The organism is Marinobacter similis, from assembly GCF_000830985.1.
Taxonomy (GTDB): domain Bacteria; phylum Pseudomonadota; class Gammaproteobacteria; order Pseudomonadales; family Oleiphilaceae; genus Marinobacter; species Marinobacter similis.
The window spans coordinates 449,299-474,656 of record NZ_CP007151.1; the positions used below are offsets into that span (position 1 = coordinate 449,299).

A 25,358-nucleotide genomic window follows, 5' to 3' on the forward strand; every position below is an offset into this window, starting at 1 on the left:
TCTCCTCAGCCATTAAACCCGCATTGCCTGTTGAACCTGGGGCTACTGCGCTTGGCGATGCCGAGCTTGCAGCCAGATGCTGATTAACGATCGCCATCACGGCCCTGTTGATGGATCGTACTCGTTGCTCTTGCCGTCAATATCACGGCTGATGTCATTGGCGAGACGCTTGCCGAGCTGCACGCCCCACTGATCGAAGGAGTTGATGTTCCAGATGGCACCCTGCACGAACACCTTGTGCTCATAGAGCGCGATCGAGGCGCCCAGATTCCGGGGGCTCAATTCTTCCAGAAGCAGCACGTTGCTTGGGCGATTGCCGGGACAACTGGCGTACTGGTTGTCTTGAGTGTCGCCATTCATGAACGCATTGGCCTGGGCCAGCATATTGGTCAGTAAGGCAAAGTGATGATCCTTGGTCTCTTCATCGGCTTTCAGGGACGCAATAAAGTCGATAGGTACGAACCGGGTGCCTGGTGCAGTAGCTGGAAAAAGGCGTGCTGGCCGTTGGAGCCGGTTTGCCCCCACACGATGGGGCCGGTGGCGTGGCTGACCGGGTTGCCATCAATGTCGACGGACTTGCCATTACTCTCCATATCCAGCTGCTGCAGGAATGCCGGCAGTTGGTGCAAGGCCTGATCGTAAGGAATGATCGCCTGGGTTTCGGCACCGAGGAAATTGATGTTCCAGATGCCGATAAGGGCCAGAAGGACCGGCATGTTGGTTTCCAATGGCGCATTCAGGAAATGCTGGTCCATGGTGAAGGCGCCGTCGAGCAGGTCGATAAACGCGTCGTACCCGATGCTCAGGGCAATGGGCAAGCCAATACTGGACCAGAGCGAATAGCGGCCACCTACCCAGTCCCAGAATTCGAAGATGCTGTCCTCGCGGATGCCGAATTCCGTCGCCGCCTCGATGTTGGTCGAAACCGCAACAAAATGCTGGCCCATGTCGGCTGTGCTGCTCTGAGTCTGCTCCTGGAACCAGCGCTTGGCGCTGTTCGCGTTCAGCAGGGTTTCCTGGGTAGAGAAGGTCTTGGTGGACACCACGAACAGCGTGGTCTCTGGGTCCAGCCCTTTCAGCACCTTCTTCAGGTGCCGGCCGTCGACGTTTGAAATGAAGTGAACGCTGAGGTCCGGGTGCTGATAATCAAGCAGCGCCCGGCACACCATGCTGGGCCCAAGATCCGAGCCACCGATGCCGATATTCACAACGTCACGGATGCGCTTGCCGGTGTAGCCCAGCCATTGCCCGCCCCTTACCTGCTCGGTAAAGGATTTCAGCTTTTCCAGGCTGGCCCGGACATCCGGCATTACGTCGCGGCCATTGACGACAATCGGCTTGTCACCGAGGTTCCGCAGAGCGATGTGCAGAACAGGGCGCTCTTCGGTAACGTTGATGGCCTCCCCGGAAAACATCTGTTCCCGGCGCCGCTGTAGCGGCGAGTGTTTGGCCATTTCCAGCAGAACGTCCATCACCTGCGGCGAAATTTTGTTCTTGGAATAGTCCAGAAACAGCTCGCCCACACGCAGACTCATCTTATCGAAACGATCCGGATCGGCTTTGAAATAATCCGCGATCCGATCGTTCCCGGTCTCATTAGCGAGTTGTTCAAGCTTGCTCCAGGACATACATGTGCCCAGTGCGTTCATATCTGTGCTCCCTAATACTTCAGGCGTCTTGAAGTGACTGAAGGCCTGCAAAAACACCGTTGGTTTCCAGCTTGTCGAGTGCCGCATCAAAGGCCTCTTCAAAGTCGCTGGAGCTGGCGAGCGTGGTCCCGAAAATGTCCGACATTCCCAGGAATTCCGGGGTCAGGTTGCCTCGGTCTCCAACCGCGGATTTCAGCCGCGCAGCCATCGGATCGTTAATCTCGTGATGCTGGCCCTGCTCATCCTGGCCTCGGAGGTAAAGCGCCCAGCTGGCGATGATCATGGCCACCCGTGACAGCGGTCGGCCTTCGTTCACCAGCGTCTGTACCGTCGGCACCAAAAACTTTGGAATTTTGCTGGAGCCATCCATACAAAGGCGGGCCAACTGGTCGCCCATTTGAGGATTGGAGAAGCGCTCGATCAGGGTCTGCTTATAGACGGGAATATCGATGCCGGAGATTTCGCCCAGGATCGGGGTTACGTCCTCGTCCATAAAGCTGCGGATAAAGTGACTGAACCGCTCGTCGGCCATCACCTCGTGGGTGTAACGGTAACCGGCCAGATACCCGAGATACGCCATAGCGGAGTGGCTGGCATTCAGCAGGCGAATTTTCATGCGTTCGTAGGGTGCGACGTTATCCGTGAACTGAACGCCCACCTTTTCCCACTCCGGGCGACCGTTGCAGAAATCATCCTCGAGCACCCATTGGTAAAAGGGCTCGCAGATCACTGGCCAGCCATCTTCGAGATCGTAATCTGCCGTCAGCCACTGGCGGTGTTTGTCGTTAGTTCCCGGCGTGATGCGGTCAACCATGCTGCTCGGAAAGCTCACCTTGGCATCAATCCAGCTTGCCAGCTCAGCATTCCTCAGGTTGGCAAACGCCAGCAAGGCTGAGCGCGCAACGTGGCCATTCTCGGGCAGATTGTCACAAGACATCACCGTGAACGGCGGCAGATTGCGCGCCCGGCGCCGGTCCAGTGCTTCGCTCAGGTAACCGAACACGGTTCGTGGCTGCTGGGGATTTTCCAGGTCGTAAAGGATGTCCGGATGGCTTTCGTTAAAACGACCGGTATTGTCGTCAACGTTATAACCACCCTCGGTGATGGTCAGTGAGACAATTTTCACCTGCGGGCTCGCCAGTTTTTCGATCACGGCGTCCTGCTCCTCAGGCGCAAACAGGAAATCCGTGATGGAGCCAATCACGCTCAGTACGTTGGTGTTGTCGGCACCGAGTTCGATCAGGGTGTAGAGGTGGTCCTGCTGGGATAACACCTGCTGCATGGCTCGATCGCCTTCACGCAGCCCCACCCCGCAGATCGACCAATCCGCGCTGCCACCGGCCTGCAACAGCTGGTGGGTGTAGACCGCTTCATGGGCGCGGTGGAATCCGCCTACGCCGATGTGAACGATGCCGTGCCGGAGGATGCTCCGGTCATAGGCAGGTACGGACACCTCTGGACTCAGTTGGTCCAATGTGGAGTTATTCAGTTTCATAGGAGGTCACGCTGCCATTCGGCTGGGTTTCTGAACGGCGTTGCCCTGTTCATCGAACAAGTGGCACTCATCCACGTGCAGGCGTAAACCGATGCGATCACCGTAGTTACAGGCAAAGTTGCCCGGCATACGGACAGTCAGCGTCTCCTGGCCATCGGTCTTCACATAGCAGTAGGTATCGCTGCCCAGGCTCTCGGCAATGTCCATGTATCCAGTCAGTGCACTCTCGCTGGGTTCGACCACATCAATGTTCTCCGGCCGAACGCCAACGGTGACCGCACTGCCCTTGCGCAGATGTTCACTGGCCGCCGGCAAGGTCACAGAGGCACCTGAAATCAGCTCAACCGTCACACTGGAGGCATCGATTGCAGTCACGTTGCCCGGCAGGAAGCTCATCTTGGGCATGCCGAGGAAGCCGGCGACAAAGCGGTTGGCGGGGTTGCGATACAGCTCCAGGGGCGTACCTACCTGCTCTATTCGGCCCTGGTTCAATACCACAACCTTGTCAGCCAGAGTCATGGCTTCAACCTGGTCGTGGGTGACGTAAATCATGGTGGCGTTCAGGTCGTGGTGCAGGCGAGCCAGCTCGAGACGCATCTGCACCCGCAAGGCGGCATCCAGGTTGGACAATGGCTCATCGAACAGAAACACCTTGGGCTGGCGCACGATGGCACGCCCAATGGCCACCCGTTGGCGCTGACCACCGGACAGTTCTTTCGGCTTGCGCTCCAGAAGAGGCTCCAGTTCCAGAATTCGGGCGGCCTCGGCTACCTTGGTGCTGATGACGTCTTTGTTTTCTTTCGCCAGCTCCAGTGCAAACGACATGTTCTTGCGCACGGACATGTGGGGGTACAAAGCGTAGCTCTGGAACACCATGCCAAATCCCGTTTGGCCGGGGCCAGGTCGGTAATTTCTTTGTGGTCCAGCATAATGTGACCGCTGGTGACTTCCTCCAGCCCGGCAATAGACCGCAGCAGCGTGGACTTGCCGCAGCCTGACGGCCCAACAAACACGACGAATTCGTTGTCTTTGATCTCAAGGTCGATGCCCTTGAGAATTTCGATATCCCCGAAGGATTTCTTGAGGTTCTTTATTGTTAAGTTAGCCATGGGAAATCTCCGTTATTTGACGGCGCCAAAGGACAAGCCGCGAACCAGCTGTTTCTGGCTGATCCAGCCAAAGATAAGAATGGGGGCACAGGCCAGGGTCGATACGGCTGACAACTTGGCCCAGAACAAGCCTTCAGGGCTTGAATAAGATGCGATCAGGCCGTCAACGGGGCCGCTTCCGAGGCCGTGAGGTTGAGTGACCAGAACGCCTCGTTCCAACTCAGAATGAGTGACAGCAGCACTGTCGCGGCCAGGCCGCCCTTGCTCATGGGCAGTAGCACCCGCCAGATCTCCTGGAACAGCGTGGAGCCGTCCATTCGAGCTGCCTCGAGTACTTCTTTGGGTATCTCTTTGAAATAGGTGTAGGCCATCCAGATCATGATCGGCAGGTTGATCAGCGTGTAGATGATGACCAGTCCGGTTTTGGTATCGAGCAGGCCGGTGTCCTTGAACAGCAGGTAAATCGGCACCAGCACGCCAACCGGCGGCAGCATTTTGGTGGACAGCATCCACAGCAGTGTCCCTTTGGTACGCTTGGTCTCAAAAAAGGCCATGGAATAGGCGGCGGGCACGGCGAGCATCATTCCGATGATCGTGGATCCGAAAGACACCACCACCGAATTCCAGGCAAAGTGCAGATAGTCACTGCGTTCGTTAACCAGCGTGTAGTTCTCGAGGGTCGGCGAGAAGAACAATTGCGGCGGTGTGGCGAAGGCATCGATTTCTGTTTTGAAGCTGGTCAGCAGCATCCAGAAAATCGGGAAGAAAATGGCCAGGGCCACTCCCCACGCCAACACCCCCATAAGCAAGGTGTTAAGGCTACGTCGTTGTTTCAGGCTAAGCATTTTGTAACCTCCGGGAATCATTGTTTTTCTGTCAGGCTTTTGCCGATCAGCCGCACCAGGAAGAAGGCGGCAATGTTGGCCAGCACAACGGCGATCAGGCCACCGGCTGAGGCCAGTCCGACATCGAACTGCAGCAACGCCTGGCTGTAGATCAGGTACGCAAGTTGGTGGTTTCATAACCCGGGCCACCGCCCGTGGTGGTGAAAATTTCGGCAAAGATCGACAGCAGGAAGATGGTTTCAATCATCACCACAACCGCGATCGGACGAGCGAGGTGTGGCAGTGTGAGATGGAAGAACAGCGCCCAGGGACCGGCGCCGTCCAGACGTGCCGCTTCCTGTTGTTCCTGATCCAGCGACTGCAATGCGGTCATCAGCAGCAGGATGGCAAACGGCAGCCACTGCCAGGACACGATCATGATGATCGAGAACAACGGAAACTCGGAAAACCAGTCGATTGGCGTGGCGCCGAAGAACTTCCAGATGGCAGCAAAGACACCTGATACCGGGTGCAGCAGCAGGTTTTTCCAGATCAACGCGTTCACGGTCGGCATGATAAAAAACGGAGATATCAGGAGTATCCGGACGATACCCCGGCCCCAGAACGCCTGGTTAATCAGCAGCGAAATGAGTACGCCAGAACCACCGTGATCAGCAGCACGGAGCCAACAAGTAGCAGCGTGTTACTCATCCCGGCCATAAAGCCGAAATCGGTGACGAAGAACTGGAAGTTTTCCAGGCCCACAAATTCGTTATCGCCGGGGTACAGCAGGTTATAGCGAATCAGGGAAAAGTAGATGGTCATCGACAGCGGAATAATCATCCACAGCGCCAGGACGAGCACCGACGGCGACACCATAAAACGATTGATGCGGGAGGTTTTTCTACTGCCCCCTTTGCGGCTGTCCTTTTCGGGTTCCGCGGCAGAGCTCACGGAACCTGCATTCAGAGCGGTTGTCTTCATATCGGTTCTCCGGTGACCCCAAGCAGGCTCCGCCGAAGCGGACCCTGCAGCAGGTCATTGTTGTTTCGTCTTGGCCGGGTATTCAGTTGGAGTAATAGCGGGCGCGAGTCATCTCACGAAGGGTGATCGATTGCGCTGCTTTCAGGGCGTGATCGACAGACATCGACCCTGCCAGGCGCCCGAGATCAGCTTGCCGACCTGGGTTGCGATCGACTGAAACTCAGGGATAGCCGCAAACTGAACGCTCACATAGGGGGAAGGATTCAACGTGGAATCATTGGGATCAGCGTTGCCGATTGCTTCCAGAGTGCGGGTCGCAAACGGTGCAGCCTCAAGGTATTCAGCGTTGTCGTAGGTAGAGGCGCGTGTGCCGGGCGGCACATTGGCAATGCCATAGGTTTCTTCAACCAGCTGGCTGTATGCCCGCGAGGTTGCCCAGGTGATAAAGGTCTTTGCCGCTTCCTTGGCGTCTGAACTCACCGGAACCGCCAGGGCCCAGGACCACAACCAACCTGAACCTTTAGAGGTCACCTGCTGGGGCGCCAGGGCAAAGCCGATCTGGTCAGCCACCCTGCTTTGCGTTTCGTCGGTCAGGAAAGCACCGGCCACCGTAGCGTCCACCCACATGGCGCATTTGCCACTGTTGAACAGCGCCAGGTTTTCATTGAAACCGTTGGAACTGGCTCCGGGAGGGCCGTAGTCGCCGAGCAAATCAACGTAGAAGCTAATGGCGTTCTGCCACTCAGGCCCGGTGAATTCAGGCTTCCAGTTTTCATCAAACCAGCGAGCACCAAACGCATTGGCCATGGTGGTAATCAGAGCCATGTTTTCGCCCCACCCTGCCTTACCGCGCAGGCAGATACCGTACTGCTCTTCTTCCGGCTTATGGAGTTGCTCGGCAAAAGACTTCATCTGATCCCAGGAAGGCTGGTCAGGCATGCTCAGGCCATTGGCCTCGAACAGATCCTTACGGTAGAAGGTCATCGAGCTTTCGGCATAGAACGGCAGCGCATACAGCGTGCCATCGGAGGACAGCCCACCAAGGACTGACGGGAAAATGTCCGCCATATCGTAGTCGGCGGGCAGATCCTTCATGGGCGTCAGCCAACCTTTTTCACCCCAGATCGGCGCTTCGTACATGCCGATGGTCATTACATCGAATTGGCCGCCGTCTGTAGCGATATCGGTAGTCAGACGCTGCCTGAGGACATTTTCCTCAAGCACTACCCAGTCCAGATCGATGTTTGGATGAAGCTTTTCGAATTCCTCGGAGAGGCCCTGCATGCGGACCATGTCGCCATTATTCACAGTGCCAATAGTTACTTTGGTGGCAGCCATTGCGGAGGACGCAACAGCGGTCATGCCAACGGCCATAACAGCGGAAAGATATCGTTGGTTGTTCATGCTCGAACCTCTGTTTGTTTTTGGAGTAGGTCGATCAAAATGCTCTGACTTCGTGGAGCTTTTTTTCACTGTAGCCCCGCCGCGCGCACCACGCTTGGGCACAGCTAATCGCATGAGCCAATTACACGCTGTATGTGCAAACCGAACAAATACGTACCTTGTCGTTTTTCTATACTTTTTTGATGTCCCTTGGCTTCACCCACGATTGGAGCCGCACCTTTTTAGGGCCCAAACCATGCCCCAATGGGGGTTTCCGGGAGGATAGGCCCTAAAAAATAGCGAAACAACCATCACCAGAAAGTATTATTCAGGAAGGGCCAGCTGACTAATAAACAGGCGGAAGAATAGAAGTAATCAGCTCTGGTACAGGGCGTCCAGGGAGGTTTTTCGATACTCTGATGGCGTCATCTTCTTCACGTCGTAGAAGCGACGGTTGAAGTTAGCGATGTTGTTGAAGCCCACCAAGAAGCAGATTTCGGTGATGGGTTCATCGCTGTGAGCCAGGTGCTCGCAGGCTTTGTTGATGCGGAGGCTATTAATGAACTCAATAAACCGATGCCCCGTGGCTTTCTTGAAGAACTTCGAGAAATAGGTGGGGCTGACGTTCACATGGGCGGCTACTTCCTCAAGAGAAATTCCTGTGTGGTAATGCTCGAAAATAAGATCCAGGGCCTGATTCAGCCGGTTGAGGATCTTTTCATCGGTAATGGGCAGGTAGGTAGAAGAAGACAATACGCGGTAGTCACTCATAGCCGCCAGGAGTTCAATTAGCGACCAGAAGCGGGTCAAACGTCGGAACCCGGTGGATTCAGCAACTTCTTCAAACAGCGATACAGCTTTCGGTATCTCAGCGGCGTCCAAAAACTCAATGCCGTAGGCTGCGCGTTCCCAGAATGGTCCCAAAGCACGGGTTTCAGGGAATACCGCATCGCAGGCATTAATCAGGTCATGGGAGAAATTGATCACTCGGTCACGCAGTGCCACCCTCTCCCCTTTCTCAATGTGACTGATCCAGTTATGGGGAAGGTTTGGCCCAACCAGGATCAGGCTGTTGGGTGAGAAATTGCCAATGTAATCCCCGACAAAGACCTTGCCGGATGTTTCCGTGATCAAGTGGAGTTCGTATTCTTCGTGGTAGTGCCAACGAACCAACGGGTGCGGGTAGCCATGATCCAGGTAGCGGATCGACTCATCCCCGCGCTGATCAACCCATTCAAATTCGGGTTTGATGCGTTGCTTCTCCGCGCCCATTAAGCCTTCCTTCCGATATGTCCACTTTATGCAGTGTACCGCATTCGCCCGAGTTATAAATCTGGAGTTCATCACTCAGGCTGATGTCAGCCATACCACCTCATTATTATTCCCGCACGAACAAACCGGAGAGAATACTTGCAAGCCAATAAGGCGTTGTATCCAACACATTCCATTTAAACAGGTGGTATTAAACATGAAAGCACTTAACAAATTCTTCTTCGTTGTAACCGTCTTATCTTTCTCTGCTCTGGCACAGGCCGAGGGCGTAAGCCAAGACGATATCGAGCGCGGCAATAACCCGCACTCCGAGACAGTTGAGATCAAAAGCGAAGTCTGAACTATCGCTTAAAAAAAAGGCGGTCCTTGTGACCGCCTTTTTTTGTGCCTGTAGAAAACACCGCGTATACGGCTCTCCGATACTGAAACAGGGCTCTATAAGCCCTGTCTTTTCTCGATCAGTTTACGATGTGCCGCAGAAGACCATACCCCGCTAAACTCCTCAACGACTCCCAGCTGTGCCGTGGCAAATGCCAGCTTGGCTGCCAAGCGATCCTGTTGGGCGGAAATAAACGTACGGTTGGCGTCCAGCAGGTCAAGATAGCCGATGGCGCCCTCGCGGTGCATTGTCAACGCGATGCTGAAGGATTCATTAGCGGCCTGGAACGCCCTACCCGTTGCGCGGTCCGCCTCCAGCGCTTGTCCGTAGGCAAACACCGCCACCCGTGCATTCGCCACCGCATCTATGATGGTCTGCCTATAACGAATGTAGCTGTTTTCTGACACCGCGTCTTGGCCCTCTACGCGCTGGAGGAGCAGCGGATAACTGAGCAAGGACCAGGAGATCCTGGGCGAAATGCTCGCGGTGCTCTCGAACCCGTCGGATACTTCCGCCAGATTGGTTAAACCCAGGAAGCCTTCCACCGAAAACTGCGGGTAGAGCTCAGCCCTCAATGCGTTGCCCAGAGCCACTTCCCTCGCCAGCGAAGCCAGTGCAGCGCCAATGTCGGCACGCAGTCGCATGGCTTCGTTCGCTCGATCAGCTTCCGGAACACCAACCGACGCTGCCAGTACACTTGAGGCGGGTTTCAAGCGCAATGACTCGGGATCTTCATTAACCAGAACCGAAAGCACCGCTTTCGCTCGGTACAACTGAGCCCTGGCATCAGGCAATTTCGCCCGTTGCTGTTCCAGCAAGGTGTCCGCCCTTGCAAGGTCCAACTTGGGGGAAATGCCTTCTGTCACCCTCATCGCCATAACCTCCCGAGTGTCTCCTAGCGCCCGGATATCGGCGCGGATCAACTCAACCCGCTGTCGAGAGGCTTCCCACTCCAGGTAGGCACGTACAACGCCCACGGTCACTTCTTTCAGCATCGCGCGTTGATTATTGAGTGCGACTTCCAGATTGGCTTCGCCAGCATCAACCAGGGCATTAAGGCGCCCGAACAAGTCCAATTCCCAGGACGCCGCAAGCCCGACCGAGGACGATTCCTGAACACCGTTGCGGTCGATAACCTCGTAGTCACCGGCTGCCTCCCCTTGCGGCAGCAGCCGGTTCTCATCGGCACCAAGATCCGCCAGAGCCTGACGGACTCGCTGCCCGGTGGACAGCAGGTCCAGATTGGCTGCCTGTGCGACTTCAACCAGTTGGTTGAGCTGTTCATCCTGATAGTCTTCCCACCAGTTGACGGTGGTGAAAGCATCAGGCTGGACGCCGAATTCCAGGCTATCGAGGTAACGCTCGTTAGCATCCCTTCGTTGCTCGTAATCAGGCGTCGCAGCACAACCGACGAGCAATAATGAACCCAGCACTATGCTGACAACGTTCTTAGGCATGGTCGGTCTCCGTGATCTGTTCGAGTGTTGCCAGGGTTTTCTCCTCGTTCTTTGCCTCGGTTTTCGTCCGCTGAATCACGGCGTAGAACACGGGAGTGAACAGCAGGCCAAACACCGTTACGCCGATCATTCCGGAGAACACTGCAATGCCCATGGCCTCGCGCATTTCAGAGCCAGCACCACTGGCCAAGACCAGGGGAACCACGCCGGCGGTAAATGCGATGGAGGTCATTAAAATCGGTCGCAACCGAAGGCGACAGGCTTCCACGATCGCTTGATAGTGGCTATAACCTCTCAGGTTCAAATCCCGGGCAAATTCCACCATCAGAATGGCGTTCTTGCTCGCGAGGGCTACCAGAACGATCAGCCCGATCTGGGTGAAGATGTTATTGTCCCCCGAGGTTAGCCACACTCCGGCCAGCGCTGACAAAAGAGTCATCGGCACAATCAGAATGATGGCAAACGGGAGCCGAAGACTCTCGTACTGAGCGGCAAGAACGATAAACACCAGCAGGATCACCAACGGGAATACGTACATCATGGTGTTGCCGGCCAATTCTTGCTGGTAGGTCACTTCCGTCCATTCGTAGGCCATACCGTCAGGCAGTGTTTCAGCCAGTACTCCCTCAATCGCAGCCTGAGCCTGGTCGGAGCTGAAGTTTGGTGCCGGTGAGCCGTTCAGTTCAGCTGTGGGGTAGCCGTTGTAACGCATAACCCGGTCCGGGCCGGTAGTGGCCTCGACATTCATAATCGCTGAGAGCGGAACCATCTGGCCCTGCCGATTGCGAACCTTCAGGTTCAGTATGTGCTCCGGATCAAGCCGCTTTTCAGCCTCCGCCTGGGCAATCACCTGATAGGTACTGCCAAACAGGTTTACGTCATTGACGTAGCGTGACCCAAGGTAAACCTGCAATGTGTCGAAGACCGACTCCAGGGGAATCCCCAGGAGCATCGCCTGCTCACGGTCTATGTCCAGGTCAAACTGGGGCACCTGAACCCGGAAGCTGGAATAAAGCCCGGTCAGCGCGGGGTGTTTGCGCGCCTCATTCAGAGTGGTCTGCAAACTAGCGAACAGTGCTTCGAACCCCTTGTTCCCGCGGTCCTCTATCTGCAGCTTAAAGCCGCCGGTGGTACCCAGGCCCAGAATTGGGGGCGGTGGAAACACCGCAACGAAGCCTTCGTCGATGCTGGCAAACGCTGCATTCAGCTTGCCTGCAATGGCGCCGGCGCTCAGTTCCGCACTCTTTCGATCACCAAAATCATCCAATGGCAGGAAAACTATGCCGCTGTTTGGGCTGTTGGTGAAACCATTGATCGAGAGGCCCGGGAAGGCAACCGTGTTGGCTACGCCCTCTGTTTTCAGAGCAATCTGTTCCATTTTGCTAACCACGGCCGTGGTTCGGTCCAGACTCGAGGCGTCAGGCAGCTGCGCAACAGCAACCAGGTACTGCTTATCCTGCTGGGGAATGAAGCCTCCAGGAACACTGTTGAACAAGTGGCCCGAGAAAGCGGTGAGGCCAATGTAAGCCACCCCGACAATAGCGCCGTAGCGAATGAGTTTCTTGACCAGCACTTCATAGGCTTCACCGGTCCGGTCGAAGAAACGGTTGAAAGGCTGGAACACGAAACGGCCGAATACCTTGTCCAGCGCGCGGGACAACCGATCCGGTTTTTCATCATGGCCCTTCAGGAGTAGCGCCGACAACGCCGGTGACAGCGTGAGCGAATTGATGGCCGAGATCACCGTCGAAATCGTGATGGTCAGTGCGAACTGCTTATAGAACTGGCCGGACAAGCCGGTGATAAATGCTGTCGGAATGAAAACCGCACACAGCACCAGCGCAATAGCAATAATGGGTCCGGTCACCTCATTCATGGCAACCCTGGTGGCCTCACGGGGCGACAGGCCGCGTTGAATGTTCCGTTCCACGTTTTCGACCACCACGATGGCGTCGTCGACTACGATGCCAATAGCCAATACCAGGCCGAACAGCGAGAGCGTGTTGATCGACACCCCAAGCCACTGCATCACCGCAAAGGTGCCTACCAGAGAGACGGGAACCGCCACCAATGGAATGATGGATGCGCGCCAGGTCTGCAGGAACAAAACCACAACCACAACCACCAGCAGGATTGCCTCGAGCAATGTGGTAATCACCGCGTCGATTGAGCCGCGAACAAATACCGTTGGGTCATACACGATGTCGTAGGTTACGCCCTGGGGAAATGATTCAGACAGCCGATCCATGGTCCCACGAACGCTGTCGGAGAGCTCGATGGCATTGGAACCCGGGCGCTGGAAAACCGGCATGGCAACAGCGGGATTGCCGTTTAACATGGCCCGTAGCGCGTAAGTGTTCTGACCCAGCTCAACACGGGCCACGTCCGATAACCGGGTAATCGCCCCACTCTCGCCAACCTTGAGCACGATATCCCGGAACTCTTCCAACGAGGTCAGGCGACCGCGCACATTCAGCAGAAGTTGGAACTGGCTATCAGTGGGCGCAGGCTGCGCGCCCAAGGTACCGGCCGCAACCTGACGGTTCTGTGCGCGTACAGCGTTAACAACATCCGATGCGTTCAGGTTGCGGGCAGCGAGTTCATCCGGCTGAAGCCAGAGACGCACCGCATACTCACCACCACCGAACAGCTGCACATCACCTACACCACCCAGGCGAGCTATTTCGTCTTTAACATTGAGCTCAGCATAATTGGACAGATAGGTGATATCGCGGCTGTCATCCGGCGAGTGCAGATGCACGACCATGGTCAGATTCGGTGATGATTTCTCGGTCACCACACCCAGGCGTTGTACTTCCTCTGGCAGACGTGGCAAGGCACTGTTGACGCGGTTTTGTACCTGGACCTGGGCTTTGTCCAGGTCGGTACCCAGCGCGAAGGTCACCGTTAGCGTCATGCGTCCGTCGGCGGTTGCCTGGGAGGACATGTACAGCATGTTTTCGACGCCATTGATTTCGTCCTCAAGGGGCGAAGCCACGGTTTCAGCGATAACTTTCGGGTTTGCTCCCGGGTAATTAGCGGTGACAACAACCGTTGGCGGAACCACTTCGGGATATTCACTGATTGGAAGCTGGAACAGTGAGATGCCGCCCCCGATCAGGATGACCAGAGACAGCATGGCGGCGAATATAGGCCGATCGATAAAAAAGTGGGGAAATTTCATGGTATCAGCCTCAGAACTCTAAGCCGGCAGTCTGCTGGACTTCCGGTGCGTGCTCTTCAAGTGTGAACGCAACGCCTGATGGCGATTCAGACAGCATGACCGGATCAATCGTCATACCAGGCCCTACCTTGGCCGTGCCATTGGCCACCAGTACATCGCCCTCAACCAGACCCTGCTCGACAACCCGGAAACTGCCGAATCGATCGCCAATTTTCACGGCGGTGTAGTTGGTTTCACCCTGCTCGTTCACGGTCAATACAAATCGGCTGTCCAGATCGGTGGCAATGGCACGTTCTGGAACCATGATCTTGTTTTCAGTTTCTGCTACGGCAATTTTCACCCTGGCGAACGCGCCCGGCACCAAGACGTCACCGGAATTGCCCAATACCGCCCTCAGCCGCAGAGTACCCGTGTTGCTATCAATGGTGTTGTCAACGAAATCAATCTGGCCGACGTGAGGGAAATCCTGTTCGCCGGTTAGTTGAATGCGAACCCGAGAGCCCAACGCTTTGTCTCGAGCAGTGAAGAACCGATACCAGGTGCCTTCGTCCATGTCGAAATAGGCGTAACGGTCTTGATCAGAGACAATGGTCGTCAGATGGCTCTGATTGGCAATTACAGTATTCCCAGCGGTAATGTTTGCCCGGGAGATCACTCCATCAATCGGTGAGCGGATGGTCGCGTAGCTCAACTGCAGCTGTGCTTCCCTAAGCTGGGCGTTCAAGGACGAAACCTCGGCTTCCGCCTGCTGCTGGACGGAGCCACGCAGTTCCGCCTGCTCTTCAGAAATGGCGTTGCTGAGCAACAGTCGGCCTGCACGCTCGGCTTCCGCTTTTGCCTGGTCAAGCGCGGCGCGCGAACGAGCCAATTCAGCGTTCAGTTGTTCAATGCGAGCTTTGAGATGGCGATCATCCAATTGGAGCAAGATGTTGCCCTTCTCGACCTTCTGGCCCTCGACGAAATGGACCTTGTCGATCACGCCCGACAGTCGAGGCCTGAGCTCAACACTTTCGGGTGCTTCAATGCGGGTTGTGTACGTTTTCTGGGGCTGAACCCGGGCACTGGCGGCGGCGATCACCTCAACCGACGGAGCCCTCGCTTCGCTCACAGTGTCCTGCGCTGCACTCTCGCAACCAGCTAGAACAAAAACTGCCGCACTCAGTACGGCGAGAATTCGATAATTCATCGGCTAGACCCTTTTTCTTTCATGATGGGGACTTCGGCGGGGACCTGAGAGAGGACACAGATCAGTGACTGCGAAAGCCCAAACCGGAGTTGTTCTTGCCGAGAATTATCTTTGCTTGGTGGATGTAGGAATAATCATCATGCCGTATTGGTTTTATCACTGGGCGTGATATTGCTCTAGCCCTGCCCACGACCGAAATCACCCATGCGCTTTAGGCCACAGTACCGAGCAGCTGGATCAAGCCAGAATTTCGGTTACTCGAACCCTTCCAGGACTATCTTGCCCACGGCCGTTCCGGCTTCCAGTTCAGTATGCGCCGAACGCAGATTGTGAGCATTGATTACACCAAGGTTCTTGCCAGCGGTGGTTCGAATATGGCCTTGGTCCACCAGACTGGCGACCTTTTCCAGCAGGTCGTGCTGAACCTTCATGTCATCGGCGTTATGCATGGAACGGGCGAACATGAACTCAATATGCAGCGACAGGCTTTTTGGTTTTATTTTCATTACATCCAGAGAGTCTGGATCGTCAATCATGGCGATCCTGCCGAATGGCTTAAGCACCGCCACATAGTCATCGAAGTATTGATCGGTCGCATTCAGGCTGGCCACGTGAGTGATCGAGGCAATTTTGCCCTCAGAAACCAGTTGTTGAATCTGCGCCTGCAGTGGCTCTCGGTGATTCACAACAAAATCTGCACCCAATGCTTCGACCCATTGCCGGGACTCAGGGCGAGAAGCGGTGGCCACCACCGTGGCACCCGTCAGGTTTTTGGCCAACTGAATCAGGATAGAGCCCACACCGCCGGCTGCTCCAACCACAAGGATCACATCGTTGGTCGGCGTTATTTCCCCTGCGGTCTGCTGCTCAAGGCCAAGATGATCAAAGAGCATTTCCCAGGCGGTGATGGTGGTCAGAGGAAGTGCTGCGGCCTCTGCATCGTTGAGGCTCGCAGGCTTGCGGCCGACAATGCGCTCGTCCACGGTCTGGTACTCTGCATTGCTACCTTGCCGGGTAACGTCACCGGCGTAGTACACTTGATCGCCCGGCTTGAACAGTGACACGCCCTCGCCTGTTGCCACTACTTCTCCAACGGCATCCCATCCCAATACCTTGACCTCACCAGGCTCCGGCGCAGCACGTTGACGTACTTTGAAATCAACGGGATTAACGCCGATAGCCCGGACTCGGACTAAAAGATCCCGTCCTTCAGCAACTGGCTGAGGCAGCTCAACGTCCTGCAAGGCGTTCGGATCATTGATGGGTAAAGATTCGGTATATCCAACAGCTTTCATGCTTGTCTCCACGGTGGTTGCTGGCAATTGGTCGCAATTACCAGTAGTTGAAAGTGGCGACCAGTGTGATCCCTCTTTACACTATGAAAAACAGCCTAATCCCATAAACATATTCAAAGATTTTTTGAAAATGAACTTTGACGATCTCACCGTTGTGCTCAAGGTGGCAGAGTTCCGCAATATCACTGCAGCCGCTACTAGCCTGGATATGCGTGCCGCAACGGCGAGCGCCGCCGTGAAACGCGTTGAACAGGAATTGGGGGTAGAGCTGTTCGTCCGCTCTACCCGCCAACTTCGACTGTCTGCGGCCGGTGAAAAATACCTGCCCCAATGTCAGCAGGCATTGGCTTTGATGGACGAAGCCCGCAAGAACATTCGTTCCGGAACAGAGGCAGTGGCGGGGGAAATTCGGCTATCGGTGTCATCCGATCTGGGGCGGAACCGGGTAGTGCCGTGGATCGATCAGTTAATGACATTGCACCCGGGGCTGAGTTTGCGGGTTCAGATTACCGACAGCAATGTGGATTTTTTCCGGGATTCAGTCGATATGGCACTTCGCTACGGATCGCCGAATGACTCCAATATTTACGGGTTCAAAATCTGTGATGTGCCTCGCCTCCTCTGCGCAACGCCGGATTACCTTGCACAGCATGGCACCCCGGTTCACCCGCACGACCTGGCAGGCCACAACGGTCTGTTTTACCAGTTGCAGGACATTCCCTTTGACTTGTGGACCTTTAAACGGAGTGGTGAGGAAGTTCGGGTAAAGATGAAAGGCAACCGGGCATCAAACGACGGCGATCTGGTTCGCCGCTGGTGCATCGCCGGCCAAGGTTTGGCGGTGAAATCTTGCCTGGATATGTCGGACGACCTGCTATCAGGCCGGGTGATGAACGTTATGCCCGACTATGCACCCCCGGTTTCGGAACTGTGGCTGATCTGCCCGACACGACAATCCATAACGCCGGCTATGCGAATGCTACGAGACCACCTGAAGCAGAGGTGTCAGGACTTAATAAACGCCATGACAGCCCGCGGCATATTCCCACGTTCTGATTAAACCGCTTCCAGGTGCCGACCACAGGGGGAATTGGCCATGATGTCTTGCCAGCGGTCCCGAAGCAGACGCTCGAGAAGTTCGCGCATCCAGATAATACCGGGGTCGCGATCATGGCGGGCGTGCCAGATCAGGTAAAGACTGGTGGGGTCAATCTCGAACGGCAACTCTCCCATCCAGAGGCCATTTACAAAGCCGCAATCCTGACTGATAAGCTCCGGCACCGCCGCGATCAGGTTCGTGTCTCTCAATATCTGCGGCACAATGGAAAAGTGATTTACCGTGGTGGCAATGCGGCGACTCTGGCCCTTCTGATCCAGGTAGCTGTCTACGAAGCCATGAGCTTCGCCTGACATAGACACCAGCAGATGGCGCGCGGACAGGAACTCTTCCATGGTGATGGGCCTGCCGGCCAACGGATGGTCCTCGCGCATCGCGAGAAAATAACCACCCTCGAACAGCCAGGTACTGCGCAGGCTGTGGTCATGCTGGGTCAAAACACCAACGGCCAGATCAATGTGCGCCTCTCGCAGATCGTCATGGCTGCCATCGGGAGTGTACGGAACCGCGTGCAGGTCCACGCCCGGCGCTTCTCGCTCAAGTAACTCTATGAGCGGGCGCCAGATCATTTCCACAATGACATCGGTCGCCGCAATTCGGAACTTCCGTTTGGAACTGGCCGGATCGAACTGGGTGGCGCTCACCGCGTTGGTTAAAGCGTACATGGGATTGCCAACCTGGTCCCACAGGCTCAGCGCGTAAGAGGTGGGCTCAATATTGCGCCTTTGCGCACGAACAAGGGGTCGTTCCAGATCTGTCGCATCCGGGAAATAGCATTCGACACCGCCGGCTGTGTCATGGCAAGGCGCTCTGCCGCACGGGTAACCGAGCGTTCAGTCATGATTGCATCGAAAATGTAGAGGAGTTGCAGCTCCTGCGTTTTCATCGTGTGGCTTCCTGGATGATGACGACTGTCGCCATTAAGTCTGCCCAGCAATTACATAGGGCGCAACTGAAACGCAAAAACGCCCTGTCGAAGTGGCAGGGCGGTCAAGCGGCTTGGGTTGTCAGATGTTGCCTTTAACGAAAGTTCGCAATTGCCCCAGGCTGCCAGCGCCAGTTTGCCGGGCGATAACCCCGCCGTCGCGGAACAGCGCCAGCGTCGGGATGCTCCGGATACCCATGCGGGCAGCCGTTTCGGGACTGTCGTCCACGTTCACCTTGGCTACAACCAATTCCTCGCCAAACTCATCAGCGATTTCCTCCACGATCGGCCCCACGGTTTTGCACGGGCCGCACCAGGGTGCCCAAAAATCCACCAACACCGGCTTGCCGTTTTGGCTAACTGCCGCCTCAAAATTGCTGTCGTTTACTTCAATAATGGCCGTCATTTCATTACTCCTTTCAATTTTCGACTTGCCCTAACCATGCAGTCTGGTTCGGATTAAAACCAATTGTTCAGACGTATACATGGCATTTCCTCAGATGATGACCGCGGCCACATCAACGACTACTCAGTCGTTTACTGAGCACCAGGCCACCCCACGCCAAGGTGCGATCCCCCGTGCCGCTTTTGATCTCCGAGCTCTGAACCCGAAGCACATAGCTCAGCTCCACACCGTCAGAGAGCGTGTGGGTATACCCGCCCCACACCTCGGCCAACAGGATATTCAGTCGTTAGCGCCAAGTTCATGGTCGGAATCCCGGAACTGCCCCTGTAAAAACGCGTTGTAGGCGCGGGCCTTTACCGATAACCCTCCCCAGAAATAGTTCTCCCGGCCGCCTGAGGCTGAAACACCTGGAGCCCGCTCCCCGTAGGCCATCAGCTCGGGGTTGAAGCGGTTATCAGGTGAGGAGATCAGCCCGTCACGAAACACCAGAGCGGCACCGAACTCGGTGAGATACCCCACGCTCCCGAAATAGGTCACCTTGAACTTGCTGTCCGGCTCGCTGGCATCGAGGTATTGATGGTAAGCGGCTGAGTAGCGAAGGGTCGGCTCGCCACCCTCTGAAACCTGATGGTCCCAGCCCTCCGCCTTGTCACTTCCAATGACCTTATGGATGGAATTCTGCCCGGATTCGAACAGATCCAGGCCAAGGGCGCCGACCGTCAGCGAGGTGGTCCAGCCTGACTTGCCGGTAAGTCCCTGATAGCTCTTGCTGGTCGACAGATACACCAGGCTACTGTAAGGACGGTCGTCATAATCAATCTGCCGGGCGGAGATTTCCTCGGGAGTAAAGCCATAAACGCCGAACTCCAGTGAGGTACTCGCCGCCTCCCCGGGAAATCCAGTAAAGCTGCCCAGCAAACCATGATCAATAGTTCCGGCCAGGCGCGAATACACGTTGTTGCCAAACTCAGGAGAATTCGATGCGTAGGTAAACGCCACGCCGGCGGTGTAGTCCCGGTCCGTTTGAGTTGGGGCAAACAGATCGTTGTCCGTAGACAAAGCGATCACCGAATCCACACCGGCAGCAAGACCAGTGGTTGAAACTGCGGCAAAACCGAGTGCAAAGGCGAGTGAAAGGTAACGCATGGCCAACTCCAGTACTTCGAGATCGTTAATCGAGTTGGCGGCTATTCTTGGGAGCTAAGGCGTCTAGGACTAATAAGAAGATCGTATTTGGAGTATCACTATTCGTGATGCGTACGTAGTTTTACTTGTTATTTTAAGGTAATTGAATTTTTTAAATCGTTAGGTCAGCGTGAAGAATGCGGCGTATCCTATTGTTTTAAAATTTATAATTAGTGAGATCAGCATGACGAATAAGTTCCAGCAGAAGACCGAGCGATCCAAATCATAACCTGGCGTGATATCACCCATATTGATTCCGAATTATTCAAGGCGCAACGCAGTCCGCATACTTCACTCCATCAGATAGCGACCTCCTAGTCGGTATCGATTGAAGCATTAACCAATTTGATTTCAGGAGAAGATGTTATGCGTAAATTTGCTCTGGTAACCCTCGCCTCACTTATCGCCGTAGCGGCCGTTCCTGCCCATGCAACTCTGGCAGACCGCAAATCCGACGAACTGAGTTCAGAAACTGCTCAGCCCGCGCCTTATAGTGGCCAAGTCGTCATTCGCGGCGAAGTTCGTTCTGAGGATGCCAAGAGGGACACTGCAGAGCCGGCACCCTACAGTGGTCAGCTCGTTATTCGTGGTGAAGTTAAGTCCGAAAGCCACGGTTAAGCTTTGAATATTTCATCTGCGTCTTCGCACCAGGGACGGTGCGTTTTTACGGAAACACTGCTTTTCGGTCTTCCCTCCAATCACCCACTCAGCCCTGCAACCATGGCGGTCTGCTCCCAATTCGTTCCAGCAGGAAATCAATGAACACGCGAACCTTCGCCGTCAACACATTGGACTTCGGATACACCAGCCAGAGCGCCGGTTCCGCATCCATCTGATAATCTGGCAGGACCTGAACCAGGGTGCCGTCAGCAAGTTCCCGATGAACGCTCCACAGAGCATGCATGGCAATCCCTGCCCCCTCCATGGTCGCTATCTTGTAGCTAAAACCGTCATCGATAATCAGCCGGTTCTGCGATGTGCGTGGATTAAATTGACTCTGCTCACTCTGGGGGCCGTTCAGGTTGATCGGAGCCTGGGATTTAAAAGCTATGATCTGGTGGGATCGCAAATCATCCGGGTGTTCTGGTGTTCCCCATTTCGCCAGATATTCGGGGGAAGCGCAGAATACCCGTTGATCGTCTGCCAGTTTCCGGGCTTTCAGGTTGCTGTCTGGCAGCACGGCATCTCTCAGGGCGAGGTCAAAGCTGCCCTGGATCAGATCCAGCTCCATGTCCGATAACCGCAAATCGAGATTAATGCCCGGGTGCCGGTCCAGAAACTCGGGTACCAACGGCATGATGTATTGCTGGGCGAAGGTGCTGGATGAGGCAAACCGTAAGGTTCCGGACACGTTTTCATTGCCAAACCCCATGGCCGCCAGCGCCGCATTCTCCTGCGCCAGAATTTCTTTTGCGAAGGGCAAAAACTCCGAGCCCTCGGTCGATAGTGCCACTTTTCGTGTGGAGCGCCGCAGTAGATCGGCTCCGACCGTTTTCTCCAGTTTGGCAAGCCTTGCACTGGCAACCGCCGGAGGCATGCCCAGTTCCCGCCCGGCGGCACTGATGTTGAGCTTCTCAGCGGCTAGCACGAACAGTTTAATTCCCTCAGTATCCATATGGATCAAGCCTCAGCAGGAACGCAGTCGATGTCCTTTTGGCCAGACTTCCGGGTCGACAGCCATGCCTGGGCAATACCCGACAAAATAATCAGCAGACATCCCGAAAGCTGCAACGTATTCAGGCTCTGGTCAAACAGGACCCAGGCAATTGCCACAACGGTGATGGGCTCGAGATAAGCGAGGGTACCGAACGTAGCTGCGGGCAACTCCCTTAAAGCGACAACGGCCAACATGATCGCGAGGAATCCTGGCACCAGACCCGCGGCAATCAGCCAGCCCCACTGCGCCATCGCAATGCCCTCACCTTTAATCAGCATCAGTGGCAACATGCACAAAGCCCCTGCCAGCATCTGGAAGGCGCTGCGACTCAACACATGGATACGATCGTCGATCAGGCGATTAGTTAACATAAACGCCGAGTAGCACAGCATGGCACAACCCGCGTAGACCAGGCCGATAGCATCCTCTGCTCTGCCACTCAGGCTGAAGTTAAACTCCATCATCATCGCGAACCCCAGTAACGCGAAACCAATCAGTCCGATACTGGCGGTGGTGAGACGCTCACCGAGGAAAAAATGGGCCACTACCGAAGCCGTCACCGGGGCCAGGTACATCACCATGACAGCGTTGGCCATACTGGTGTATTCAATGGCCAGTATGTAGAACATGACGAAACCGGCAAGGAAGGCACCGGTGACAAGTACCTTGCCTCCAGGCCACATCAAGACCTTACTGCGTTGTCCGCTTGCAAACAGGTAGGCCGCCATCAAAAGCGCACCGATGAAAAGACGATAGAAGGTGACGGTCTCAGCACCGGCACCAGCATAAAGAGAGATTGCACCGATGGTGCCCATAAAGATGGCTGACAAAGCTGCTGCCCAAAGAAAAACCACCGAACCCGACTTAACCCTCATATTCCCTCTCTAGCCAGAATAAACACGACGCCCATACGCTGAACCCAAACACGCCCATGGCCGCAGCGCACTGGGAATTATATTCATTTTCCGAACTCTGAAAACCATTATTGGCCATTTATTCTGATTTTACGAAGACCTAACCTGTTGGCTAGATACTTGGACAAACCACAGAATGAATTGGAGGCACACAATGAAAGCGATGGTTCTCAACCAGTACGGCGAGCAAGCAGCGTTTGAGCAGACGGAAATGACAGCACCCTCGGCGCAACCCGGCCAGGTGATCGTCCGCGTTGCGGCAACAAGCATCAATACCGTCGACACCATGATCCGCCAGATGGGCAAGGATCTCCCCCTCGCCCCGGAGCTACCTGCAGTACTCGGCATGGACTTCGCCGGAACCATTGAGGCCGTAGGTGAAGGCGTAACCGATTTTGCACCCGGCGACGAAGTTTACGGATGTGCTGGTGGCCTGGCCGATTTGCAGGGTGCCCTGGCTGAGTACATGCCTGCCGACGCACGGCTGATTGCCCACAAACCCAAGAGCCTGACGATGCGTGAAGCGGCGGCATTGCCGCTGGTCGGTATCACCGCCTTTGAAGGTCTGCAAAGGGCCGGCGTTAAAGCCGGACAAAAAGTTCTGGTGCACGGTGGCACCGGTGGCGTCGGCCATGTCGCGGTTCAGCTGGCCAAGCACCTTGGTGCCACTGTTTATTCAACGGCCTCCGGTGAACAGGCATTCGACATCATCAAAGGCTACGGCGCTACGCCGATTGACTACAAGACTGAAACCGTAAACGACTATGTCCAGGCCCACACCTCAGGCGCCGGTTTTGATGTGGTATTCGATTCAGTCGGTGGCGCAAACATGGCCAACAGCTTTGAAGCGGCAGCCTGAATGGGCACGTGAGCAGCACCGTGGCCATGGTTGATTTGGACCTGACCACAGCCCACTTCAAAGGGCTGTCTGTCCATGTTGTCTTCATGCTGATTCCCATGTTGCACAACCATCATCGGGAAGTGCACGGAGACATTCTGACTAAACTCGCGCAGATCGTGGATCAGGGTGGTGTTAAACCCCTCCTCGATGAACAGCGCTTTAACCTGGCCGAAGCGGGCAAAGCCCATGATCGACTGACTAGCGGCCAGGCCATCGGCAAGGTCGTCGTGGAGGTTTAACACATGCCGGCACTGAACGAGAGCACAGAGACATTTGCCAGGATCAATCGGGGCTACAATCAGGTCTTTCGGCCGAATCGATTGAGCATTGGCCTGGTAGCTCCGCTGGAGAGTTATACCAGTGGCCCCGTACCGTCGATGAATCGCCACCTTGAACGTGTGCGGTTGACCGAGAAGGCTGGTTTTTCCGCGGTATGGTTGCGCGATGTCCCATTCAATGTGCCCTCGTTCGGTGATGCCGGCCAAGTATTTGATCCGTTCGTTTACCTTGGCTTTCTGGCGGGGCAAACCGATCGGATCGCCCTGGGTGTCGCGAGTCTGATACTGCCACTCCGCCACCCTGCGCATGTTGCGAAAGCCGCAGCAAGTGCCGACCAGCTGTCCGATGGTCGTCTGATACTCGGGATCGCATCGGGCGACCGACCGGATGAATACCCTGCACTCAACGAGAACTACGCAAACCGGGGCGAGCGTTTTCGGGACAGTTTCGAGTACATTCGCAAGATGGCCGCAACTGCACCGGCATTTGAAAACCGTTATGGTCAAACGGACGGTGAGATGGACCTGCTTCCCAAGCCAGCGGCGGGAAAGATTCCGATGTTGATTACCGGCGGAAGCAACAGGAGCCGCAATGGGGCGCTCGCCACAGTGATGGTTTGATTACTTACCCGCGGAATATTGACGACCAGGCAAACGCCGTGAGGTCATGGCGTAACGGTATTCCCGATAAAACAGCGGGTTCAAAGCCCGTGATGCAATCCCTGTACATCGATTTGGTACCAGATCCCGATGCACCGCCTCAGCCCATTCATCTGGGCTTCAGATCGGGCATGAAGTTCCTCAAGACTTACCTGAAATCGTTGGAAGACATTGGTGTAAACCATGTGGCGCTGAACCTGCGGTTCAATCAGGCGGACATTGAGGAAACGCTGCTGTACCTCGCAGAAGACCTGCTCCCCGAATTCCCGGCATAAGGACACAAACCATGACCAAGAAAATCCTGATCACCGGCGCTACTGATGGCATCGGGTTGGAAACCGCAAAACGTCTCTACTCCGAGGGCCACACGCTGCTTTTACATGGAAGAAATGCAGAGAAGCTGGCGGCGACAGAGAGAACATTGGCGGACAGCAAAGGCGCCGGACTAATCTACACCTATAAGGCGGACCTGTCGCGTCTGGCCGAAGTGGATTCTTTGGCAGAAGCCATCGCCAAAGAACATGACCAGTTGGACGTCGTCATCAATAACGCTGGTGTCATGCGTGTTCCTGAAACCGTCACCCAGGACGGACTGGATGTCCGGTTCGCCGTGAATACGGTTGCACCGTATCTGCTGACAAAGCGCTTGCTACCCCTTCTGGCGCCCGATGCCCGGGTTGTGAACCTGTCATCCGCCGCACAGGCCACCGTGGAGCTTGACGCCCTGCGAGGTAAAAAACGCCTTCTGGACGACATGTCGGCCTACGCCCAAAGTAAGCTGGCGTTGACCATGTGGAACCATGCTTTGGCGCAGTCCACCAGCAATCAGGGACTCGTTTTCGTAGCGGTCAATCCCGGCTCCCTGCTCGCGTCGAAGATGGTTAAAGAGGGTTTCGGAATTGCCGGAAAAAGCTTGTCCATCGGAGCCAATGTGCTCGTCCGCGCCGCGCTTTCAGAGGAGTTTGCCAGCGCTTCGGGCAAGTATTTTGACAACGATAAAGGTGGGTTCGGAGCGCCACACGCGGACGCTCTCGATGACAGGAAATGCCGCGAAGTTGTAGCAGCTATCGAGGCGTTAATAGCCGCTCCCAGGTGAAA

General features: G+C 55.5%; 20 protein-coding genes and 6 pseudogenes. 8 read left to right on the forward strand and 18 right to left on the reverse strand.

Features of this window, described 5'->3' with window-relative positions; genetic code table 11:
• Positions 1–96: 96 nt before the first annotated feature.
• The 8 genes and pseudogenes from pgi to AU14_RS02060 all read right to left on the reverse strand — a co-directional run bounded on the left by pgi (position 97) and on the right by AU14_RS02060 (position 8,716).
• Positions 97–1,736 (reverse strand): annotated as a pseudogene (gene pgi, locus AU14_RS02030) (glucose-6-phosphate isomerase).
• Entirely contained in the window at positions 1,669–3,144 is a 1,476-nt protein-coding gene (locus AU14_RS02035; protein ID WP_041338485.1) for a mannitol dehydrogenase family protein, read from the reverse strand. Before AU14_RS02035 ends, pgi begins: the two are co-directional and overlap by 68 nt.
• Before the next feature lie 6 nt (positions 3,145–3,150).
• On the reverse strand, positions 3,151–3,741 hold the full coding sequence (locus AU14_RS23600; RefSeq protein WP_407942842.1) for an ABC transporter ATP-binding protein: 591 nt from the start codon (positions 3,739–3,741) through the stop codon (positions 3,151–3,153).
• Between the two features lie 90 nt (positions 3,742–3,831).
• Positions 3,832–4,253: pseudogene (locus AU14_RS23605) on the reverse strand (ABC transporter ATP-binding protein); the annotation flags it as partial.
• Between the two features lie 12 nt (positions 4,254–4,265).
• Positions 4,266–5,098: pseudogene (locus AU14_RS02045) on the reverse strand (carbohydrate ABC transporter permease).
• A 17-nt stretch (positions 5,099–5,115) separates the two neighbouring features.
• Positions 5,116–5,956 (reverse strand): annotated as a pseudogene (locus tag AU14_RS02050) (carbohydrate ABC transporter permease).
• A 187-nt stretch (positions 5,957–6,143) separates the two neighbouring features.
• Positions 6,144–7,435, reverse strand: a pseudogene (locus AU14_RS02055) (ABC transporter substrate-binding protein).
• A gap of 384 nt (positions 7,436–7,819) precedes the next feature.
• A complete protein-coding gene (locus AU14_RS02060) occupies positions 7,820–8,716 on the reverse strand; it encodes an AraC family transcriptional regulator (RefSeq protein WP_041338488.1) in 897 nt (298 codons plus the stop codon).
• A gap of 196 nt (positions 8,717–8,912) precedes the next feature.
• Between AU14_RS02060 and AU14_RS19595 the strand changes: the two genes are divergently transcribed.
• Entirely contained in the window at positions 8,913–9,056 is a 144-nt protein-coding gene (locus AU14_RS19595) for a hypothetical protein (protein ID WP_169745953.1), read from the forward strand.
• A 95-nt stretch (positions 9,057–9,151) separates the two neighbouring features.
• Here the strand turns inward: AU14_RS19595 and AU14_RS02065 are convergent, their stop codons facing one another.
• From AU14_RS02065 to AU14_RS02080, 4 genes are all read right to left on the reverse strand, one after another.
• Positions 9,152–10,552, reverse strand: coding sequence for a TolC family protein (locus tag AU14_RS02065; protein WP_041338491.1), 1,401 nt, complete (start codon positions 10,550–10,552; stop codon positions 9,152–9,154).
• Positions 10,545–13,736: an efflux RND transporter permease subunit gene (locus AU14_RS02070; RefSeq protein ID WP_041338494.1), complete on the reverse strand. Its 3,192-nt coding sequence runs from the start codon at positions 13,734–13,736 to the stop codon at positions 10,545–10,547. The genes AU14_RS02065 and AU14_RS02070 overlap by 8 nt, the downstream gene beginning before the upstream one ends.
• A 10-nt stretch (positions 13,737–13,746) precedes the next feature.
• On the reverse strand, positions 13,747–14,922 hold the full coding sequence (locus AU14_RS02075) for an efflux RND transporter periplasmic adaptor subunit (RefSeq protein WP_041338497.1): 1,176 nt from the start codon (positions 14,920–14,922) through the stop codon (positions 13,747–13,749).
• Positions 14,923–15,176: 254 nt separating this feature from the next.
• Positions 15,177–16,217 (reverse strand): zinc-binding alcohol dehydrogenase family protein, encoded by a 1,041-nt coding sequence (locus tag AU14_RS02080; protein WP_041338500.1) that lies wholly within the window; start codon positions 16,215–16,217, stop codon positions 15,177–15,179.
• Positions 16,218–16,347: 130 nt separating this feature from the next.
• Here AU14_RS02080 and AU14_RS02085 point away from each other — a divergent pair, with 130 nt between their 5' ends.
• Entirely contained in the window at positions 16,348–17,277 is a 930-nt protein-coding gene (locus AU14_RS02085; protein WP_041338503.1) for a LysR family transcriptional regulator, read from the forward strand.
• On the opposite strand, the gene AU14_RS02090 is transcribed toward AU14_RS02085, so the two are convergent.
• The 4 genes and pseudogenes from AU14_RS02090 to AU14_RS02100 all read right to left on the reverse strand — a co-directional run bounded on the left by AU14_RS02090 (position 17,274) and on the right by AU14_RS02100 (position 19,811).
• The gene (locus tag AU14_RS02090) at positions 17,274–17,999 is read right to left on the reverse strand and encodes a LysR substrate-binding domain-containing protein (protein WP_236744293.1); all 726 of its coding nucleotides are present in this window, start codon (positions 17,997–17,999) and stop codon (positions 17,274–17,276) included. The two genes, AU14_RS02085 and AU14_RS02090, sit on opposite strands and share 4 nt — an antisense overlap.
• Positions 18,000–18,025: 26 nt before the next feature.
• Positions 18,026–18,220, reverse strand: coding sequence for a LysR family transcriptional regulator (locus AU14_RS20240; RefSeq protein ID WP_236744294.1), 195 nt, complete (start codon positions 18,218–18,220; stop codon positions 18,026–18,028).
• Positions 18,221–18,341: 121 nt separating this feature from the next.
• Positions 18,342–18,665 (reverse strand): thioredoxin, encoded by a 324-nt coding sequence (gene trxA, locus AU14_RS02095; RefSeq protein WP_041338508.1) that lies wholly within the window; start codon positions 18,663–18,665, stop codon positions 18,342–18,344.
• Between the two features lie 112 nt (positions 18,666–18,777).
• Positions 18,778–19,811, reverse strand: a pseudogene (locus tag AU14_RS02100) (lipid A deacylase LpxR family protein).
• Positions 19,812–20,216: 405 nt separating this feature from the next.
• Here AU14_RS02100 and AU14_RS02105 point away from each other — a divergent pair.
• Positions 20,217–20,468: a hypothetical protein gene (locus tag AU14_RS02105; RefSeq protein ID WP_041338511.1), complete on the forward strand. Its 252-nt coding sequence runs from the start codon at positions 20,217–20,219 to the stop codon at positions 20,466–20,468.
• Positions 20,469–20,556: 88 nt separating this feature from the next.
• Here AU14_RS02105 and AU14_RS02110 read toward each other — a convergent pair whose 3' ends face one another.
• Together AU14_RS02110 and AU14_RS02115 are read right to left on the reverse strand one after the other, a co-directional pair.
• A complete protein-coding gene (locus AU14_RS02110) occupies positions 20,557–21,465 on the reverse strand; it encodes a LysR family transcriptional regulator (protein ID WP_041338514.1) in 909 nt (302 codons plus the stop codon).
• 5 nt (positions 21,466–21,470) lie between these two features.
• Entirely contained in the window at positions 21,471–22,337 is an 867-nt protein-coding gene (locus tag AU14_RS02115; RefSeq protein ID WP_236744297.1) for a DMT family transporter, read from the reverse strand.
• Positions 22,338–22,575: 238 nt separating this feature from the next.
• Here AU14_RS02115 and AU14_RS02120 point away from each other — a divergent pair, with 238 nt between their 5' ends.
• The 5 genes from AU14_RS02120 to AU14_RS02130 all read left to right on the forward strand — a co-directional run bounded on the left by AU14_RS02120 (position 22,576) and on the right by AU14_RS02130 (position 25,356).
• On the forward strand, positions 22,576–23,280 hold the full coding sequence (locus AU14_RS02120) for an alcohol dehydrogenase catalytic domain-containing protein (protein WP_236744298.1): 705 nt from the start codon (positions 22,576–22,578) through the stop codon (positions 23,278–23,280).
• An 8-nt stretch (positions 23,281–23,288) separates the two neighbouring features.
• Positions 23,289–23,561, forward strand: coding sequence for a zinc-binding dehydrogenase (locus tag AU14_RS20250; RefSeq protein ID WP_236744299.1), 273 nt, complete (start codon positions 23,289–23,291; stop codon positions 23,559–23,561).
• Positions 23,562–23,564: 3 nt separating this feature from the next.
• Positions 23,565–24,221, forward strand: a complete 657-nt coding sequence (locus AU14_RS02125) for an LLM class flavin-dependent oxidoreductase (protein ID WP_201773500.1) — start codon at positions 23,565–23,567, stop codon at positions 24,219–24,221.
• An 89-nt stretch (positions 24,222–24,310) separates the two neighbouring features.
• Positions 24,311–24,535, forward strand: coding sequence for a hypothetical protein (locus AU14_RS19750; protein ID WP_201773501.1), 225 nt, complete (start codon positions 24,311–24,313; stop codon positions 24,533–24,535).
• Positions 24,536–24,546: 11 nt separating this feature from the next.
• Complete coding sequence (locus tag AU14_RS02130) at positions 24,547–25,356, forward strand: SDR family NAD(P)-dependent oxidoreductase (RefSeq protein ID WP_041338520.1); 810 nt, start codon at positions 24,547–24,549, stop codon at positions 25,354–25,356.
• The last annotated feature ends 2 nt before the right edge of the window (positions 25,357–25,358 follow it).

Excerpts from the sequence above, each read along its gene's own strand:
- AU14_RS02035 (WP_041338485.1), bottom strand. The coding sequence starts at position 3,144 with ATGAAACTGAATAACTCCACATTGGACCAACTGAGTCCAGAGGTGTCC.
- AU14_RS23600 (WP_407942842.1), bottom strand. The coding sequence starts at position 3,741 with ATGCGTCTCGAGCTGGCTCGCCTGCACCACGACCTGAACGCCACCATG.
- AU14_RS02060 (WP_041338488.1), bottom strand. The coding sequence starts at position 8,716 with ATGGGCGCGGAGAAGCAACGCATCAAACCCGAATTTGAATGGGTTGAT.
- AU14_RS19595 (WP_169745953.1), top strand. The coding sequence starts at position 8,913 with ATGAAAGCACTTAACAAATTCTTCTTCGTTGTAACCGTCTTATCTTTC.
- AU14_RS02065 (WP_041338491.1), bottom strand. The coding sequence starts at position 10,552 with ATGCCTAAGAACGTTGTCAGCATAGTGCTGGGTTCATTATTGCTCGTC.
- AU14_RS02070 (WP_041338494.1), bottom strand. The coding sequence starts at position 13,736 with ATGAAATTTCCCCACTTTTTTATCGATCGGCCTATATTCGCCGCCATG.
- AU14_RS02075 (WP_041338497.1), bottom strand. The coding sequence starts at position 14,922 with ATGAATTATCGAATTCTCGCCGTACTGAGTGCGGCAGTTTTTGTTCTA.
- AU14_RS02080 (WP_041338500.1), bottom strand. The coding sequence starts at position 16,217 with ATGAAAGCTGTTGGATATACCGAATCTTTACCCATCAATGATCCGAAC.
- AU14_RS02085 (WP_041338503.1), top strand. The coding sequence starts at position 16,348 with ATGAACTTTGACGATCTCACCGTTGTGCTCAAGGTGGCAGAGTTCCGC.
- AU14_RS02090 (WP_236744293.1), bottom strand. The coding sequence starts at position 17,999 with ATGTACGCTTTAACCAACGCGGTGAGCGCCACCCAGTTCGATCCGGCC.
- AU14_RS20240 (WP_236744294.1), bottom strand. The coding sequence starts at position 18,220 with ATGAAAACGCAGGAGCTGCAACTCCTCTACATTTTCGATGCAATCATG.
- trxA (WP_041338508.1), bottom strand. The coding sequence starts at position 18,665 with ATGACGGCCATTATTGAAGTAAACGACAGCAATTTTGAGGCGGCAGTT.
- AU14_RS02105 (WP_041338511.1), top strand. The coding sequence starts at position 20,217 with ATGCGTAAATTTGCTCTGGTAACCCTCGCCTCACTTATCGCCGTAGCG.
- AU14_RS02110 (WP_041338514.1), bottom strand. The coding sequence starts at position 21,465 with ATGGATACTGAGGGAATTAAACTGTTCGTGCTAGCCGCTGAGAAGCTC.
- AU14_RS02120 (WP_236744298.1), top strand. The coding sequence starts at position 22,576 with ATGAAAGCGATGGTTCTCAACCAGTACGGCGAGCAAGCAGCGTTTGAG.
- AU14_RS02125 (WP_201773500.1), top strand. The coding sequence starts at position 23,565 with ATGCCGGCACTGAACGAGAGCACAGAGACATTTGCCAGGATCAATCGG.
- AU14_RS02130 (WP_041338520.1), top strand. The coding sequence starts at position 24,547 with ATGACCAAGAAAATCCTGATCACCGGCGCTACTGATGGCATCGGGTTG.